The 17,447-nt window shown below is 66.2% G+C and carries 15 protein-coding genes; 8 read left to right on the top strand and 7 right to left on the bottom strand.

Annotated features, from left to right (window positions below; translation table 11 throughout):
* Position 1 precedes the first annotated feature (1 nt).
* Positions 2 to 1,924: a glutamine--fructose-6-phosphate transaminase (isomerizing) gene (gene glmS, locus JOD47_RS02525; RefSeq protein ID WP_204531633.1), complete on the bottom strand. Its 1,923-nt coding sequence runs from the start codon at positions 1,922 to 1,924 to the stop codon at positions 2 to 4.
* 92 nt (positions 1,925 to 2,016) lie between these two features.
* Between glmS and coaA the strand changes: the two genes are divergently transcribed.
* From coaA to mscL, 3 genes are all read left to right on the top strand, one after another.
* Positions 2,017 to 3,027, top strand: coding sequence for a type I pantothenate kinase (gene coaA, locus JOD47_RS02530; protein WP_372432782.1), 1,011 nt, complete (start codon positions 2,017 to 2,019; stop codon positions 3,025 to 3,027).
* Positions 3,028 to 3,260: 233 nt separating this feature from the next.
* Positions 3,261 to 3,953, top strand: a complete 693-nt coding sequence (locus JOD47_RS02535; RefSeq protein WP_307836182.1) for a M15 family metallopeptidase — start codon at positions 3,261 to 3,263, stop codon at positions 3,951 to 3,953.
* Positions 3,954 to 4,037: 84 nt separating this feature from the next.
* Entirely contained in the window at positions 4,038 to 4,433 is a 396-nt protein-coding gene (gene mscL, locus JOD47_RS02540) for a large conductance mechanosensitive channel protein MscL (protein ID WP_204531640.1), read from the top strand.
* Positions 4,434 to 4,446: 13 nt separating this feature from the next.
* Here the strand turns inward: mscL and JOD47_RS02545 are convergent, their stop codons facing one another.
* The 6 genes from JOD47_RS02545 to JOD47_RS02570 all read right to left on the bottom strand — a co-directional run bounded on the left by JOD47_RS02545 (position 4,447) and on the right by JOD47_RS02570 (position 9,221).
* The gene (locus JOD47_RS02545) at positions 4,447 to 5,538 is read right to left on the bottom strand and encodes a Fic family protein (protein ID WP_307836183.1); all 1,092 of its coding nucleotides are present in this window, start codon (positions 5,536 to 5,538) and stop codon (positions 4,447 to 4,449) included.
* A gap of 191 nt (positions 5,539 to 5,729) precedes the next feature.
* A complete protein-coding gene (gene glmM, locus JOD47_RS02550; RefSeq protein WP_204531644.1) occupies positions 5,730 to 7,082 on the bottom strand; it encodes a phosphoglucosamine mutase in 1,353 nt (450 codons plus the stop codon).
* Positions 7,083 to 7,317: 235 nt separating this feature from the next.
* Positions 7,318 to 7,815 carry a 30S ribosomal protein S9 gene (gene rpsI / locus JOD47_RS02555; protein ID WP_056544114.1) on the bottom strand — a complete coding sequence of 166 codons (498 nt, stop codon included), beginning with the start codon at positions 7,813 to 7,815 and terminating at the stop codon, positions 7,318 to 7,320.
* Between the two features lie 39 nt (positions 7,816 to 7,854).
* On the bottom strand, positions 7,855 to 8,298 hold the full coding sequence (rplM, locus tag JOD47_RS02560; protein WP_204531646.1) for a 50S ribosomal protein L13: 444 nt from the start codon (positions 8,296 to 8,298) through the stop codon (positions 7,855 to 7,857).
* A 285-nt stretch (positions 8,299 to 8,583) separates the two neighbouring features.
* A complete protein-coding gene (locus tag JOD47_RS02565) occupies positions 8,584 to 9,003 on the bottom strand; it encodes a PIN domain-containing protein (RefSeq protein WP_204531655.1) in 420 nt (139 codons plus the stop codon).
* 2 nt (positions 9,004 to 9,005) lie between these two features.
* Positions 9,006 to 9,221, bottom strand: coding sequence for a ribbon-helix-helix domain-containing protein (locus JOD47_RS02570; protein ID WP_204531661.1), 216 nt, complete (start codon positions 9,219 to 9,221; stop codon positions 9,006 to 9,008).
* A gap of 93 nt (positions 9,222 to 9,314) precedes the next feature.
* Between JOD47_RS02570 and JOD47_RS02575 the strand changes: the two genes are divergently transcribed.
* The 5 genes from JOD47_RS02575 to JOD47_RS02595 all read left to right on the top strand — a co-directional run bounded on the left by JOD47_RS02575 (position 9,315) and on the right by JOD47_RS02595 (position 17,373).
* Positions 9,315 to 12,524, top strand: a complete 3,210-nt coding sequence (locus tag JOD47_RS02575) for an FtsX-like permease family protein (RefSeq protein ID WP_204531662.1) — start codon at positions 9,315 to 9,317, stop codon at positions 12,522 to 12,524.
* On the top strand, positions 12,521 to 15,256 hold the full coding sequence (locus JOD47_RS02580) for an FtsX-like permease family protein (RefSeq protein ID WP_204531663.1): 2,736 nt from the start codon (positions 12,521 to 12,523) through the stop codon (positions 15,254 to 15,256). The genes JOD47_RS02575 and JOD47_RS02580 overlap by 4 nt, the downstream gene beginning before the upstream one ends.
* Position 15,257: 1 nt before the next feature.
* Positions 15,258 to 16,178 carry an ABC transporter ATP-binding protein gene (locus tag JOD47_RS02585; protein ID WP_372432783.1) on the top strand — a complete coding sequence of 307 codons (921 nt, stop codon included), beginning with the start codon at positions 15,258 to 15,260 and terminating at the stop codon, positions 16,176 to 16,178.
* Positions 16,175 to 16,957: an ABC transporter ATP-binding protein gene (locus JOD47_RS02590; RefSeq protein WP_204531664.1), complete on the top strand. Its 783-nt coding sequence runs from the start codon at positions 16,175 to 16,177 to the stop codon at positions 16,955 to 16,957. The genes JOD47_RS02585 and JOD47_RS02590 overlap by 4 nt, the downstream gene beginning before the upstream one ends.
* A 164-nt stretch (positions 16,958 to 17,121) precedes the next feature.
* Positions 17,122 to 17,373, top strand: coding sequence for a Flp family type IVb pilin (locus JOD47_RS02595; protein WP_204531666.1), 252 nt, complete (start codon positions 17,122 to 17,124; stop codon positions 17,371 to 17,373).
* Positions 17,374 to 17,447: the final 74 nt, after the last annotated feature.

Raw genomic sequence — 17,447 nt, forward strand, 5'->3', positions numbered from 1 at the left:
CCTACTCGACCGTGACGGACTTGGCCAGGTTGCGGGGCTGGTCAACGTCATAGCCCTTGGCTGATGCCAGTTCAAGGGCGAAGATCTGCAGCGGAACCGTGGTGAGCAGGGGCGCCAGCAGCGTGGACGTCTGCGGCACGTGGATGACGTGCTCGGAGAACGCTGCCACGGACTCGTCGCCCTCCTCGGCGATCACAATGGTGACGGCACCGCGGGCGCGGATCTCCTGGATGTTGGAGACCACCTTGGAGTGCAGTGAGTCCCGGCCGCGGGGGGACGGCAGGACGACGACGACGGGCTGGCCCTCCTCGATCAGCGCGATCGGGCCGTGTTTGAGCTCGCCGGCGGCAAACCCCTCGGCGTGGATGTAGGCGAGTTCCTTGAGTTTGAGCGCGCCTTCCATGGCTACCGGGAATCCGACGTGGCGACCGAGGAACAGCACGGACTTGGCATCTGCCATGTCCCGGCCGAGCTTCTTGACGGCGTCCGCGTTGTCGAGGACCTGCTGGATCTTCGCGGGCATCTCGTTGAGGTCGCTCAGGACGGCGTTGATCTCGTCGCGGAACTTGTTGCCACGCAGCTGGGCCAGGTAAAGGCCGAGCAGGTACGCGGCGGTGATCTGCGCCAGGAAGGCCTTGGTGGATGCGACGGCGATCTCCGGCCCGGCGTGCGTGTACAGCACGGCGTCCGACTCACGCGGGATCGTGGACCCGTTGGTGTTGCAGATGGCAACCACCTTGGCACCCTGTTCGCGGGCGTACCGGACCGCCATGAGGGTGTCCATGGTCTCGCCGGACTGGGAGATGGCAACCACGAGGGTCTTCTCGTTCACGATGGGGTCCCGGTAACGGAACTCGTGGGAGAGCTCCACCTCGGTGGGGATGCGGCACCAGTGTTCGATGGCGTACTTGGCCACCGAGCCGGCGTACGCGGAGGTTCCGCAGGCGAGGACAACAATCTTGTCCACCGAGCGCAGGATGGACTCATCGATCCGGAGCTCGTCCAGCACCAGGTTTCCCTTGGCGTCGGTGCGGCCCAGCAGGGTCTGCCCGACGGCGTCGGGCTGGTCATTGATTTCCTTCTCCATGAAGGAGTCGTAACCGCCCTTTTCTGCTGCGGCGGCGTCCCAGTCGACGTGGAATTCCTTGCCCTCGGCGGGAGCCCCGAAGAAATCGGTGATCGCAACCTCGTCAGGAGTGATGGTGACAACCTGGTCCTGGCCCAGCTCCACAGCGCGGCGGGTGAAGTCGATGAAGCCCGAGACATCCGAGCCGAGGAAGTTCTCGCCCTCGCCCAGGCCCACAACCAGCGGGGAGTTGCGGCGGGAGGCCACAACGACGTCGGGTGCATCCTGGTGGATGGCAAGCAGCGTAAAGGCGCCTTCGAGGCGCTGGGAGGCTTCCTGCATGGCCTTGGTCAGCGTGTCCTCGGTCCCGGCGTCCGCGAGGCGGCGGTAGATGCTGCCCAGCAGCACTGCGGCAACCTCGGTGTCGGTGTCGGAGATGAAGGTGGCGCCGGCGTCGAGGAGCTCAAGCTTCAGCTCGGCGAAGTTCTCGATGATGCCGTTGTGGATGAGGGCGAGCCGGCCGTCGTCCGCGAGGTGGGGGTGCGCGTTCTGGTCCGTCGGTCCGCCGTGCGTGGCCCAGCGGGTGTGGCCGATTCCGGTGAGGGAATCGGGAAGCGGCTCTGCCTCGAGCTCAGCGATGAGGTTGGTCAGCTTGCCGGATTTCTTGCGCGACTGGATGCCGAAATCCGTCAGGACCGCAACCCCCGCGGAATCATAGCCGCGGTATTCGAGCCGGCGCAGGCCCTCCATGACAACGTCAAGGGCGCCGTGGCTGCCGTTCGAATCGACATCCTCGAGTACCGCACTGTTCAGTGATGCGCCGTTGTTCCGGCCTACGTATCCTACGATTCCACACATGGGCTTAAGCCTACCTGCCGCGCACTCGTTCCTCTGCGCCGCGCAGTTCAGGCGTGGTACAGGTCACCGGGGAAGCCCCTACCCGTTTGTTAATGTCCTGGCCAGGGGGCAGAATTCACAGGGTGAGTGAGCAATCTCCCGGTACCGGGCCCACAGCGACGGTGGATGCCGGGGTCACCCCGTTCGTTGAACTCGAGCGTCAGACGTGGTCACGGCTGTCCAATGAGATCGAGTCGCCGCTCAACGTCGAGGACATCCTCCGTCTGCGCGGGCTGGGAGACGCACTCAACCTCGACGAGGTGCGCGAGGTCTACCTCCCGCTCTCCCGGCTGCTCTCCCTGTATGTGGCTGCCGCCGGTGAACTGCACGCCGCCACGAATACCTTCCTGGGCGAGACCACCACCCGGACGCCGTTCGTGATCGGTGTGGCCGGCTCAGTGGCGGTCGGCAAGTCCACCACTGCCCGCGTACTGCGCGAGCTCCTCCGCCGCTGGCCCGGCACACCCAACGTTGAGCTGGTAACCACGGACGGCTTCCTCTATCCCAACGAGGAACTGGAACGGCGCGGGCTGATGCAGCGGAAGGGCTTCCCGGAGTCTTATGACCGCCGTCGTCTGCTGCGCTTCGTCAGCGAAGTCAAGAGCGGCGCCGAGGAGGTCCGCGCCCCCTGGTACTCGCACCTGACGTACAACATCGTGCCCGGTCGTGAGGTGGTGGTCCGCCGGCCGGACGTGCTGATTGTGGAGGGCCTGAACGTTCTAGCGCCGGCGCGCATGAGGGCGGACGGCCGGTCCGGGCTTGCGCTGAGCGATTTCTTTGATTTTTCCATCTACGTGGACGCGAAAACCTCCTATATTGAGGAGTGGTACGTCCAGCGTTTCCAGTCGCTGCGCAGCGGCGCCTTCGCCAACCCGGAGTCCTACTTCCACCGGTATGCCTCACTCACCGACGAGGAGGCCCGCGAGACCGCGCTTGGCATCTGGCAACGCATCAACGAGCCGAACCTGATGGCCAATGTCCTTCCCACCCGCGGCCGCGCCACCCTGGTACTCACCAAGGAAGCCGACCACTCGATCCGAAGAATGCTGCTACGAAAGACCTGACGAAACCCCGGCTGCACCGCACCCCATCCAGTTGGATGACGACGGCGGTGCTCCTCGTCGCGCTGTCAGCCTGCGGTACGCCGCTCCCTCCTGCGGATAGCACGACGTCCGCAGACTCACCCGCCCCTTCGGTTGCACAATCGCCCGCTACGACGCTTACTCCCGGCACGATTCCCGCCCCGGCACAGCGCGCCCCCTCTCCCGTCGACACTCCAGCTCCGTCTGTGATTCCCGTGTCTCCATCTGCGCAACCCACCGCCGCGCCGAGTGTCGCGGCTTCCACCTCTCCGCCGGCCACTGTTCCTGCACCGCCTGCAGAGGCGGCCGAACTGGGCGACCCGACGTCGGTGAGCGTCGTCGTCAACAAGCAGCGCCCGCTCAATCCGATCGACTACTTTCCTTCCGGACTGGTGCTGCCGGCGGTTCCGCTCGCGGTGGCGGAGCCCAATGCCCTGCTGCGCGGTGATACGGCTGCCGCTGTGGAGGAGTTGTTCACAGCTGCAGCGAACGACGGCGTGAGCCTCACCCTGGTCAGCGGGTACCGGTCCTTCCAGGACCAGGTCTCCACCTATGAGCACTGGGTGGCAGAGTACGGCGGTGACACGGCGGCGGCTGACCGCATCTCGGCACGCGCCGGGTTCTCGGAACACCAGACAGGGCTCGCGTTCGATGTAGGACAGGACGACGGCGCGTGCACCCTGTCCTCCTGCTTCGCTGACACTGCGGCCGGCCAGTGGATGGCGGCCAACGCGCACCGGTTCGGATTCATCCTGAGGTACCCGGTGGGCGCGGACGGCATCACCGGCTTCTCCGGCGAGGCCTGGCACTACCGCTACGTCGGCGTCGAACTGGCACAGGCCATGCGGGAGGACGGCGTGGCGACGCTCGAGGAGCACTTCGGCCTTCCCCCGGCGCCCGGGTACTAAACCCCCGAATTTTTGCGCAGCTCCGGTGGTTTGAACGCCCTCGGGCTCACCGGATCTGCGCAAAATTTCCCGTAGCCTGAACCCATGATCAACGGATTCAAAAATTTCATCATGAAGGGCAACGTCATTGACCTGGCTGTTGCCGTGGTTATCGGCGCCGCGTTCGGGGCGGTGGTGAAGTCGCTCGTCGAGAACATTCTCATGCCCCTGATCTCGGCGCTGGTTGGCGCGCCCAACTTCGACGATTTTGCGAAGGTGACCATCAACGGCAACGAGATCCTGTTCGGGATGTTCCTCACCGCCGTCGTTAATTTCCTCCTGATTGCAGCCGCTGTCTACTTCGTGATCGTGATGCCGATGAACAAGCTGATCGAGCGGCGCGACCGCAAGCTGAACCTCGAAGAAAAGGTTGAAGAGGTTGACCCGCAGGTTGCGCTCCTGACAGAGATCCGCGACAGCCTCAAGCAGCGTTCCGTTTAACTCCTGCCGTGCCTTACTTGTGTGCCAAGCGAGCGCTCAGCCGATCAACCTCGTCGAGCACCTCGGTGGCCGCCCAGGCACGGTCCCGCTTGCCCCGGGTGATAGGCGCGATGACTCCGGCTTCTGTCAGCCGCTCCAAGCTGGCATACACGGCATTCAGGGTGACACCTGCGATGTGGGCAGCCGTGTGCGCTTCGACGACAGGGTGCTCCAGCAGAGCGGCGATCATTTTCTCATCAGCAGAACCGCGCCGTGGCTTTGCGGCTTCCTCCCAGATGCCGGGTAGCTCTTCCAGCTCGGCAATCGATGCGCGGGCGGCGTCAGTCGCCCTTACCGCCGAGACCGCCAGGTACTTCACGAACGGGTCGACATCGCCAGTCCTGTAGGCATTGACCAGATCGAAGTACCGCTGGACGTCGGCGACCATGGCGGAGGCGATTGGGGTAACCGTTCTGGTGGTCAGCCGACGGCGGCGGCAGACAGCGCCGATGAGGGCTCGTCCGATCCTGCCGTTGCCGTCGGTGAATGGGTGCACGGTCTCGAATTGTGCGTGCGCGATGGCTGCCTGGGCCATGACCGGCAGGTCGACCCTGTTGCTGAATACAATCAGGTCGTCCATGAGATCGTCGACGAGTTCCGGCGGAGGGGGCACATGAATGGCGTCGCGCGGAGAGTAGTCAGAACCGCCGATCCAGTTCTGGACATCGCGAAAGCGGCCGGCGTACTTGAAGTCGACCGGATCGTCCTTCATGAGCAGGTGGTGAGCCTTCAATATCTGATCCAGCGAGATTGTGCCCTTGGAACCAGCTCCGTCGATCATGGCCTGGATGGCGTCTGTGGCAGCGACCATTGAACGGGCGTTCGCGCTGGCTTTAATCCCGATTGCTGCCCGCGCGTAGTCATCCCGTGGCGCTTCTACATGTTCAATCTTCGAGGAAGAGACAGACTCGCTCCTGAGGAGAAAACCGCTGATCGCCGCCATGCGTGAGCCGGAAGTAGCGTCCAGGGAAGCGACAGCAACGGCGGCCTCTTCCAGCGCGACCAGTGTGTCCCTTTCCGGGTAGTAATCCTGAGCGGCGATCAGTGGCGGCAGGGATACCACCACCTCCGCGAAGAGCCGATCCTCCCGCGGCGGTCTCCCGGAAGACCTCCACGGCCGCTTCTCGTAATTATGCGCTGGCCACATCCGGTTACCGGCTCGCCGCAGAACCCAAAAGATGCTTCATGTTGTTCATGTTTCACCCACTAAACATGAATAGTCAATCCGCTATCCATGTTTAGACGGAGCAGGGAGGCCTACGCGGGTTCGAGCGCCAGCTGGTTCTGCACGATCGCGGCCAGTGTCTCGGCCGTTCGTTCGGCGGTGGCCATATCGGCTGCTTCAACCATGACGCGGACAACCGGTTCGGTGCCGGAGGGACGCAGCAGCACGCGGCCGGTTTCGCCAAGCGATTCCTGGGCGTCGCGGACGGCACGCTGTACCTCGTCGTCGCTGTTGACACTCGACTTGTCGACACCCTTGACGTTGATGAGCACCTGGGGAAGCTTGGTCATGACGGTCGACAGTTCCTTGAGGCTCCTGCCGGTCAGCGCGACCTGCGCCGCCAGCTGCAGCCCGGTCAGTACGCCGTCGCCCGTGGTTGCGTAGTCAGCGAAGATGACGTGTCCGGACTGTTCGCCACCGAGGCTGAAGCCGCCGTCGCGCATGCCTTCGAGTACGTAGCGGTCACCGACAGCGGTCTCGCGCAGGCTGATTCCGGCCTCACGCAGGGCAAGCTTCAGGCCGAGGTTGCTCATCACTGTGGCCACCAGCGTGCCGTCCTTCAGGCGCCCGGCGGAGTTGAGCGCAACGGCCATGATCGCCATGATCTGGTCGCCGTCCACCACCGTTCCCTCGTGGTCTACTGCGAGGCAGCGGTCGGCGTCGCCGTCATGCGCAATGCCGAGGTCCGCGCCGTGTTCCAGCACTGCGGCCTGGAGCATTTCAAGGTGGGTGGACCCGCAGCCATCGTTGATGTTGTTGCCGTCCGGGTCAGCGCCGATGACCACGATGTCCGCGCCGGCGTCGGAAAACACCTGGGGCGAGCAGCCGCTGGCCGCACCATTGGCGCAATCGAGCACCACCTTGAGGCCGTCGAGGCGGTGCGGGAGTGACTGCAGGAGATGGACCACGTAGCGGTCCTCGGCATCCGCGAAGCGCTGGATCCGCCCGACCTCCGGCCCGACGGGGCGGTGGCGCGGAGCGTTCAGCTGAGCTTCGATCGCGTCCTCAAGGGCGTCGTCGAGCTTCTTGCCGCCGCGTGCAAGGAACTTGATCCCGTTGTCCGGTGCGGGGTTGTGCGAGGCGGAGATCATGACGCCGAAGTCAGCGTTCAGGTCCGCGACGAGGAATGCCGCAGCGGGCGTGGGCAGGACCCCGGCGTCAAAGACGTCGACGCCGGCACTCGCCAAACCCGCTTCCACGGCAGCGGCAATGAAGTCGCCACTGATACGCGGATCCCGGGCGATGACGGCGGTGGGGCGCCTGCCATCGGATTGCCGGTGCCCGAGCACCACGGCCGCAGCCTGGGCTAGCTGCAAAGCGAGTTCTGCGGTGAGGAGGCCGTTCGCCAGACCGCGGACACCGTCGGTCCCAAATAATCTAGTCATCGTGGTTCATCCTAAGGGAGAAATGTCCCGCGCCCGGGAAGCGTCGAAGAACACTATTAAAGCGTTACGCCCGCCCGGCAGCAGCCGAGCGGGCGTAACGGGTGAAGCTGGTGACCAGCGCATCCAAGTGCCTGATAACCCAAGCGGCACAAAGGAGCGTGGAGCCAAGAGCGAAAAATCGCCGCGGGGACCCGGGGAATAACGCGCCAGCGGTATTCCCCGGGGTAGGCGATTTTTACCTCTTGGAGTACTGAGGCGCCTTGCGTGCCTTCTTGAGACCGGCCTTCTTGCGCTCGATGACGCGGGCGTCACGGGTCAGGAAGCCTGCCTTCTTGAGGGCGGGGCGGTTGTTCTCGCGGTCAATCTCGTTGAGCGCGCGGGCAACACCGAGGCGCAGCGCACCGGCTTGGCCGGAAGGGCCACCGCCGTGGATGCGTGCAATGACGTCATACGCGCCGTCGAGCTCGAGGAGCTTGAACGGATCGTTGACTTCCTGCTGGTGCAGCTTGTTGGGGAAGTAGTCAGACAGCTCGCGGCCGTTGACAATCCACTTGCCGCTTCCCGGCGTGACGCGGACGCGTGCAACAGCTTCCTTGCGACGGCCTACAGCGGCGCCACCGACGGTCAGCGCGGGGCGCTCCTTGACGGGGGCGTCCGAGACTGCGGACGATTCCGAGGTGTAGCTGGTGAGCTCCTCGGTTGGTTCATTCAGCTCTTCAGTGTTCTGAGCCACGGTTCTCCTTGAGTGATTCTTAGTCTGTGGTGGCCAGGACTACTGAGCGACCTGGGTGATTTCGAAAGTCTGGGGCTGCTGGGCCGAGTGCGGGTGCTCTGCACCGCGGTAGACCTTCAGCTTGCCGATCTGCTGTGCAGCAAGGGAGTTCTTGGGGAGCATGCCCTTGATGGCCTTCTCCACAGCGCGTACCGGGTTCTTCTCCAGCAGCTCTGCATAGGTGACGGACTTCAGGCCACCCGGGAAACCGGAGTGGCGGTAGGCACGCTTCTGTTCGAGCTTGGCGCCGGTGAGGGCAACCTTCTCGGCGTTGATGATGATGACGAAGTCGCCCATATCCATATGGGGGGCAAAGGTCGGCTTGTGCTTTCCGCGCAGCAGTGTTGCGGTCTGGCTGGCAAGACGGCCTAGGACAACGTCGGTGGCGTCAATGACGTGCCACTGGCGGTTGATGTCGCCGGGCTTCGGGGTGTACGTACGCACGGTTTTTGCCTTCGTTTCTTGTTCTACGGTGACGCTGGCACACATGGAGGGTGACCTCCAGATGCCAACGCAGCTGATGCATGCGTTACCGGAACTTCAGGTGAGGACTGAAAGCTACACCGGTGATCCCTTGGTTCTCGGCCATATCCGCGGATCAGGTAGCTCTGCAACTGAGCCGCTCGCGGGCATGGACGTATCGAGATGGGATACGCACAACGACTCTCAAGGTTAGCGCGGACGTGACCCCCGGGTCAAAACACGGTCAGAACACAGTCAAAACGGCGATCACGGCAGCACGGTGAAGCGCGTTCCGGTGAGCGGGCGCAAGACCTCGAAATGGCGACGATCGAGCGTGAGGACTGTCTGCGTTCCGTATCGTTCGGCCAGGACAACATTGGAAGCGTCCGCCACCCCGATTGCCTGATCCCGGTATTGAGTGATGACCGCATGCGCCTTTCGAAGGTCGCTGGCTCCAAATCCGGCCAACTCCCAAGCTCCGCTCATCAACTCGTCCACAACAGCGAGTTCGGCCTCAACTCCGTGGCGGGTGGCCACGAGATAGTCGAGCTCGGCCACCACATACGGGGACACCACGAGGAGTTGAGTCCCGACGGCACCGATCGCGTCCGAGACAGCTGCATGGTCAGGTTCGGAGGCGTCGAAATATGCCAGCAGTGCGCTGGTGTCAACGACTAGATTTGCCACCCTTACCGTTCCCCGAACCCGGCCAGGTGATCGTCAGCCTCACGGGCAATCGGCCGGCCGCTGGCGAACAACGCCCCGCGCGGCGCAAGCGGCGCCTCCCCCGTTGCCTGACGGATGGCCTGTCTGATCACCTCAGCCTCAGAAATGCCCTGCTGGGCAGCAACTCGCTTGATGGAGGCCTTGAGCTCGGAAGGCAAGTACAGCGTGGTCTTCTCCATGAATGTATGGTACCACCGGTGGCACTCTGCCAAACCGGCGCCAGCCCTCGCGGTTAGGATGGCAGGAGGTTCATCAAGGGGGTAGGGCGAAGAGTGCGGCTGGTCCATCTTGCTTCGCGCCGTTCCGCCGCCCGCCGCAGCCTGCTGGCCATCATTGCGCTGACCCTCGCGGTACTGACGGCGGTCCTCGCCGGGATCAGCGGCAACACCGCGCTCGCCGCCACGGAGGCCCTGCGGTCCCTAGCGTCAGCCTCAGCCTCCGGTGCGCAGGGATTCTTCCGCATCCACACCACCCTTGCCGACGACGCCGCGGCCCAGCAGGCAGCCGCCGAGTCCGCTTTCGCCGAACTGGGCCTTCCCAACGGCCTCGCCATCTCCACTGCTCCGTACTCACCGCCCCGCCCGCTGGTGCCCTCCGGCGGCAGCGCCACCAACCTCCCGGCGGACCTCACCTTCCTGCCGGTCGGCTGGATACCGACGACGACGCCGGCAGCCGGCTCGCTCGAACCACTCACCTCGAGTGCCGCTACCGAGGGCAACAGGACCGGCCCCGTCCCTGCCGCTTTGGAGGCCTCGACGGCGGAATCCCTCGGCCTTGCTCCCGGCGACACGTTCGCCGTGGAAGGTGCAGCGGGAACGGTCCGGCTCGAGCTGGTGGCAACCCTGGATCCCGTCGGCCCGGACGCCGCCTTCCTTGACCCGGTACCCGTCCAGGGTGCAGAGTCCGTCCCGACCGCCGTCGTCGTTCCTCTGGATGCCATTGCCGCGCTGAGCGGTGAGCCGAAGGTCCAGTGGGTGTTCACCGTGGACGCGGACTCGGTCTCGGCCGCGGAGCTGCCCCGGCTGGCCGAGGGGCTGCGCCAGCTGCCGCAGCGGCTGAGCAGCGATCCGGCAGTCAATAGCGGCGGCGTGATCCCGTCCGGTGAGCTCGCCGGGCTGCTGGCAGCAGCGGCGGACGCAACGCAGTCGGTCCGGGCTATTCTTCCCATTGCCCTGCTTCTGCTGGTGGCGCTGAGTGGGGTCACGGTGGTGCAGTTCGCGCGGCTCCTGGCCGATACGCGTGCTGGAGAGGACAGGTTGATCAGTGCCCGTGGCTCCACGGCGGGGCAGCGCGCCGTGGTCGCCGCTTTTGAAGTGGTGCCCCTGGCTGTCGGGGGCTGCCTGCTCGGGTGGATTGCCGCCGTCGTGCTGGGTCCAATGCTCTCCACCGGCAGTGAGACGGAGTATCTCGAGGGGATGGGCGAGTTCGCCTCGGCCAGCTGGAGCGTGCCGGTGCTGTGCGCGGGGATCACGGCGCTGGTGTTCGTGGCGGTCGCGGTGCTCGACGCGCTGCGCGGGCACGATCCCCGGGTGGACGCAGCGCGCACGGCGCGGGTTGCCTCCTTCGGCGTCCTGGCGCTGCTCGTTGGTGCGACCGCGCTCTCGCTCTGGCAGTTCCTGCTGTACCGGTCGCCGCTGGTGGCGTCCGGAAGCGGCGCCCTGAGGGTGAACCCGCTCGCCGCACCGGCGCCCGCCCTGCTGCTCCTGTCCGGGACCGCGCTGGCGCTCGTGATTACCGCGTGGCTCGCCCGCCGGGTGGAACGGCAGGCTTCCTTCCGAGCCACGCTCGGCGTGCCGTTGGCGGCGCGGCAGGTGTCCCGGCGGATCGCGTCCTACGTCATTCCGATCGCGCTGGTCACCGTCACGGTGGGCACCGCCACGTTCACCGCCGCGTATGCGCAGACCACCAGCCGGTCCCAGGACGCGGCGTCGCAGCTGGGCAACGGCTCGGACGTCCGCGTCGCGGTGCCCGGCTCGCTGGTCATCCGGTCCGCTGACGACGTTCCGGTCCTGAGCGCCTACGCCAGCGGTGAGGCGGTGACCGCAGCCTCCCTCGCGTACCGCGGCGAAGCGCGGCTGGCCTCGGTCACCGCTCCCCTGCTCGCGGTCGATGCCGGATCGCTGCCGGGACTCCTGGGCGACGGTGCTGATCTGGTGGACGTCGGGGAGCTGGCGAGCGCCCTGGCCTACGAACCTCCCGTCCCCGAACCGGCGCTGGCCCTGACGCCGTCCGCCACCCAGATCCGCATGCAGTTCACCTCGCGCGGCACCTCGGAAACCCCCGACGACGACGGCGCTGCCGCCCGCTCTGCCTCCGTCACCGCCTGGATCCGCTCGGAGGCCGGGCTCCTGGTGCCCGTGCCGGCCGGCACGCTCGCTTTGTCCGGCTCCGGTGATCAGGCGCACTCCCTGTCCTTTACGCTGCCCGAAGACCTGCGTCCGGCCGCGATCGCAGCGATCGACGTCGCCCTGGACCCGTCCGAGGCCCCGCGCGGCTACGAGCTCGAAATCACGAGCGTGTCCAGCGACGGCGGCATCGGCACGGGGCAGGGCCGGTTCACCGAGGATTCCGAACTGCGGCTGGCGTCCGGCGCATTCGGGGCCGCGCAGTCCGGTGTGCAGCCGCTCGATACGGGCATCGGAGTGCGTTTCCCGGACGATAGCTCAACGGCTGGCACCGCGCAGGCACGGCTCATGGTCGGAGCGCAGGAAGCGCCTCCCCTCCCCGTGGCCCTCACCGCTGAGCTCCTCGCCGACCTCGACCTCGCCGTGGGCGATCCGGTGTCACTGCGTCCCGGCGGCGTCGAGATCGAGGGCGTTGTTGCCGCTGCTGCCCCGGTCCTTCCCGGCACCACGGAGAGCACGGCCGTCCTGGTGGACCTGCAGGCCTACAGTTCCGCCTCGCTCGCCAGCTCACCCGTACCGCCGCGGCCGGGCGAGGTCTGGCTCGCGTCCACTGACCGGAACGCCACCGCCGCCGCTGCCGCCGGCTTGGCCGGACCGGGCGCAACGGTCTCCACTGCGGACAACTCACTCATCGGACGCTTCCTGGCGCCGGCAACCACGTCGCTCTGGATCGGCGCGATCGGAGCGCTGCTCGTGGGCGGTGCGGCGTTGACGGCCAGCATCGTGACCCTCGTGCAGTCCCGGCGCTCCGAGGTGGCCATCCTGCGGGCGCTCGGCATGCAGGCGCGGGACCAGGTGCGCGGGCGCCGGTGGGAGGTGCTCAGTGTCGGGGTTGCCGCCGTCGTACTGGGTCTGCTGACCGGGCTGGGAGTGGCGGCACTGACCGTCTCGCTGCTGGCGCAGGCGGTGGTGGTGAACGCGTCGGAGGCACTGCGGGCGCCGCTGTCGATCGCCGTCGTGCCGTTGCTGGGCGTCCTCGTGGTGCAGGTGCTGATCTTGGTGCTTGCGGCCTGGTTCTATGGCGAGCGCGTGAAACGGCAGGCCCTCACTCCGGCGTTGGCGGTGGATGCCCTGTGAGGTTGTATCGGCTGCTGCGCCGCGAGTTCCGTCATTCCCGGTGGCCCTCGGTGCTGGTGGCGTCAATCGTGCTGGTGGTCTCGGCGTTGCTGTGCGCGTGGCCGCGGGCGGTGGACTCCATGTATACGGCGGACCTGCAGGAGTCGGTGTCCGAACTCGCCGGATCCCAGCAGGCGGTCCGCGCGTTCAGCACGTCGTTCCCGCCGCTTGAGGACTTCGACCGCGCCTTTGATGAGACGGACACCGACGGCCGCACGGAGGACGCACTCGCTACCATTCGCGAAGACCTGGCGGAGCCGCTTGGCTCCGTCCTCGGCGAGGGCCGCTGGCTCGCTACCGGTGTCAACTCGAGCATCGGGCCTCTGCCGGAGGGCATCCGCGAACTGGTGCTCAACTACGCCGTTGATGTGCAGGCGCTGGAGCACATCGAACTGGTGGAGGGCGCGCTTCCGGGACCGCCGCCGGATCAGTACGGCGGGGAACCGGTGGAGATTCTCCTCTCACGGGACTCCGCCGCGTCTGCGGAGTGGCCGGTCGGCGAGGAGCGGAACGTCGCCGTCTTCCTGCCGGGGCAACCCGGCGATGAGAGCAACGCGGTGCGGTCTCAGCCGATTGTCCTCAGCGGCATCTACGCACCGAAGGACGCCGATTCCCCGTACTGGAGCCTCAACAACTCGCTGCTTTCTGCGGCCGAGGACTTCAACCCGGACACCGGCACCGCCGTGAATGCAACGGCCTTCGTCTCTCCCATGGCGTTTCCCTTCCTCTCGCGGGCGGCCGACCATGTCCAGACGTCCTACTGGTACCCGTTGTCCACCGATTCCCTGACCGCCAGCACCGCTCCGCAATCTGCTGCGCAGCTGCGTGAGTTCCTCGGAAGCCCGCACACCGTGCCGGCTACCTTCCCCACCGCGCCCACGGTGATTTTTGCGTCCGAGACGCCGGATGCGATGGCCGAAGCCACGCAGCGTGCCGCGTCGACCAACCAGATCCTCGCGCTGCTGGCCTCCGGACCGCTTGGCGTGTGCCTGGCGACCGCCGCCCTCGCTGTGCGGCTTCTCCTCGAACGACGGCGGGGCGCGCTGGCTCTGGCGTCGGCGCGCGGGGCCAGTGGGTGGCAGCTGCGCGGAGCCCTGGCGCTCGACGGGTTGCTGCTCGGCGTCCCGGCGGCCGCGCTCGGTGCGCTTGCAGCTTTCCTGCTGGTGCCCGTTCCGTTCTCGCCGGCGCACCTGCTGTGGCCGGTGCTGGCGGCTTTCGTGCCCGCAGTGCTGATGGCGGTCCAGCATCGTCCGGAAGCGGCGGCGCGGCAGGATCTTGGCTCCTCGGCACGGAACCGGTGGCGCGTGAGTGCGCAGGCCGCCGTCGTCGTGCTGGCTGGAATGGCCACGGTTCTGCTGACGCAACGGGGGCTGGCGCAGGGGGCGCTGGAGTACGGCGAGGTGGATCCGCTGCTGTCGGCGACGCCGCTGCTCATTGCGCTGGCCGTGTGCGTGCTGGTGCTGCGCCTGTATCCGGTGCCGCTTGAGTGGTTCGCGCGGGTGAGGCGGCGCGGTCCGGGGCTGGTCGGGTTCCTGGGGGCGTCGCGTGCGGTGCGCTCCCCCGGCGCCGGGCTGGTGCCGATTCTGGCGCTGATTGTAGGGCTCGCCGTCGTGCTCTTTTCCGGTGTGCTGCTGTCCACGTTTCGTGAGGGCGTCACCGATGCGGCACAGGCCGACGTCGGTGCTGACCTCCGCGTCCAGGGCCCGCCTTTCTCGGTGGAGCAGGTTGAGGAGATCCGGTCCGTCGAGGGGGTTGCATCGGTGGCCGCGGTGACGGATCTGGGAACGCTGCGCGCTGAGACGGGCGGCCGGCAGACCAAGGACGTGAACCTGCTCGCCGCTGATCCGGGGACAGTGCTGGGCGTGCAGGAGGACCTTGCGGGTGCGTTCCCGCCGGCGCTGCTGAACGCTTTGGAGGGCGATGCGGCGGATGGCGCGCTGCCCGTGGTGGCGTCGCCTGCGCTGGAGCTTGCGGAAGGTACGGCTATTGAGCTGCGCTACCGCGGAACTTCCGTGGACGCCGAGGTGGTGGGCATCGGTGCGGAGGACGTGGTGTTCTCTGCCTCGTCGGCCTGGATGCTGGTGGGTGAGCAGGCGATCGGCTCTGTGGAGGAGCGGACCTTCGAACCGTCTGTGCTTCTGGCGGACCTGGATAGCGACGCCGCTTCCGGGCCCGTGATGGCCGCCGTCGCCGACATCGCTGGCGGGCCTGTCCTGCAGCAGACACCGGGACAGCAGGTGCAGCAGACGCTCGAATCCGCGTCGGGGCGGGGCCTGCAGCTTGGGCTGTGGGCTGTGATCGGTGCGATGGCTGTGCTGTGTTCGTTGACGATTGTCATGACGTCGGTGGTGAATGCGCCGGCCCGCAACCGGCTGATTGCGCTGCTGCGAACGCTGGGGTTCCCGCCGCGTCGCGATGGTGCACTGATGCTGTGGGAGCTTGGGCCGATCACCGGGGCAGCGGTGCTGGCGGGGACGGCGCTCGGGCTGGTGCTGCCCTTGGTCATCCTGGGTGCGATTGACCTGTCAGCGTTCACCGGCGGTGCTGCCGAGCCGGCGCTGGCGCTGAATCCCCTGCTGCTGCTGGGGCTGCTGGTTGGGTTCCTGGTGGTGGTGCTTGTGTCGGTGGCGGGTGCTGTGGCGGCTGGTAGGCGGCAGCGGTTGGCTGCGGTTCTTCGAATGACGGATACCTGAGGTGATAACGGTGGGAAACGAAACGCAGCCGCACATCCTGTGTGAGGACGTGGTGCGCATCTTTAAGGGTGAGGGCATCGAGGTGCAGGCCCTCCAGGGGCTCAACCTGACGGTGATGCCCGGTGAGATGACGGCCGTGGTCGGAGCGTCGGGTTCCGGGAAGTCGACGCTGCTGACCATCCTGTCCGGCCTGGACCGTCCGTCCGCTGGGAAGGCGCAGGTGGCGGGCGTGGATCTGTTGGGGCTCAGCCGCAAGGAGCGTTCGCGGTACCAGCGGGAGACCGTGGGCTTCATCTGGCAGCAGACGCCACGGAACCTGCTGCCCTACCTCACCGCTGCGGAGAATGTGGCGCTGCCCATGGCGATCACCGGCCGCAAGGATGCCGACGCTCGGGTTGCGGAGCTGCTCGAGCTCGCCGGTGTGGCGCATTGCCGGGACCGACGGCCGCAGGAAATGTCCGGTGGCGAGCAGCAGAGGGTGGCTCTCGCCGTCGCGCTGTCCAATCAACCGAAGGTGATCCTGGCGGATGAGCCGACCGGCGAGCTGGACGAGCACACCTCCGCAGAGGTGCTGGAGGCGATGCGGCGGGTGAATGAGGAGCTGGGGACGACGACGCTGATTGTCACGCACGACCCCACGGTGTCCGAGCATGTGAAGCGCACGGTGCAGATCCGTGACGGTCGCTGCTCGACGGAGACTCTGCGCCGGAGAGGATTGAATAACGACGGCGATGAGCACCTGATTGCCGAGGAGTTTGCTGTGATCGACAGGGTTGGGCGGTTGCAGTTGCCGCAGGAGTTTATGGAGAGCCTGGATATGAAGGATCGTGTGCGGTTGGGGCTGGAGCCGGATCATGTGCGGGTGACGCCGGCTTCTGGTGAAAGCCCATCGGCTGGTACCCCGTCGGAGGAGACTCGATGAACGCCGCTGTTCCCGCGTTGCGTGCGGATGGAGTGACCAAGACCTACCGCACCGGTGAGAGCGCTGTTTACGCGTGCACGGATGTGTCGTTGTCGGTTGCGCCGGGCGAGTTGCTGGTGGTGAAGGGGCCGTCTGGGTCGGGGAAGACGACCCTTCTGAACTGCATCGGCGGGCTGGATGAACCTGACAGCGGGAGCGTCTTTGTCGGAGACCTGGAGCTGACCGCGATGCGGGAGCAGGATCGGGTGACGCTGCGGCAGACGAATCTCGGGTTCGTGTTCCAGTCGTTCGGGTTGATTCCGATTCTGACCGCTGCGGAGAACGTCGAGGTGCCGATGCGGCTGGTCGGAATGCCGGCCGCTGAGCGCCAGGCGCGGGTTGATGAGCTTCTCGAGCTCGTGGGGCTGGGGAAGCACCATCACCAGCGGCCGGCTGAGCTTTCGGGTGGACAACAGCAGCGGGTAGGGCTGGCGCGGGCCTTGGCGAACCGGCCGAAAGTGTTAATCGCTGACGAGCCCACTGGACAGCTCGACAGTGTCACTGCCGGCACCATGATGGACCTCATCAGCGACCTCGTGCACAGTCACGAGGTCGCCGCTATTGTTTCCACCCACGACCCGCTTCTGATGCAGCGTGCGGACCGGGTTCTGGAGTTGCACGACGGGCGAATTCTCGGTGGGAGCGACGGCTCCTCGGCAGCCGTTTCGGGTCCTCAAAGTGCCTCCGGAATGATCGAAGTTCCGGCTACTTACACGGGTCGTCGACGCCGCAAATCCTGACGCTAACGCAGGAAAACCTCAAGATAGAGCGCAGGAAAAGGGACCACGGATAGGGTTCGCTCAGGATTGGTTCAAACTTGGAGTTTTCGAGGATTTCCACTGCTACTTTTTTGGCAGAGCTGGCGACGGGCCAGCCGCCCATCTCGTACTTCAGGAGAACCAAAATGCTCGCTTCATTCTTCGCAGACGCAAAGACCATCATCAAGTCCCGCACCAGCCGCGACGAGACCGGCGCCACCGCTGTTGAGTACGGCATCATGGTCGCCCTCATCGCCGTTGTCATCATCGCAGCCGTCACTCTTCTCGGTGGCGGCATGACGCAGACCTTCCTGCAGGCAGAGTGCGTTATTGGTGGCGGTGCTTGGACCCCTGCAGCCGCCGCTGCCCCAGCGGGAACCGACGGCACCTGCGCGTAATTTTCCCTGCGTGCCCGTCAGCGCTTCCTGCGCTGACGGGCGCAACCTTCTCAAAGGCCAAACTGTTTCCTACG

The organism is Arthrobacter tumbae, from assembly GCF_016907495.1.
Classification (GTDB): Bacteria; Actinomycetota; Actinomycetes; order Actinomycetales; family Micrococcaceae; genus Arthrobacter_D; species Arthrobacter_D tumbae.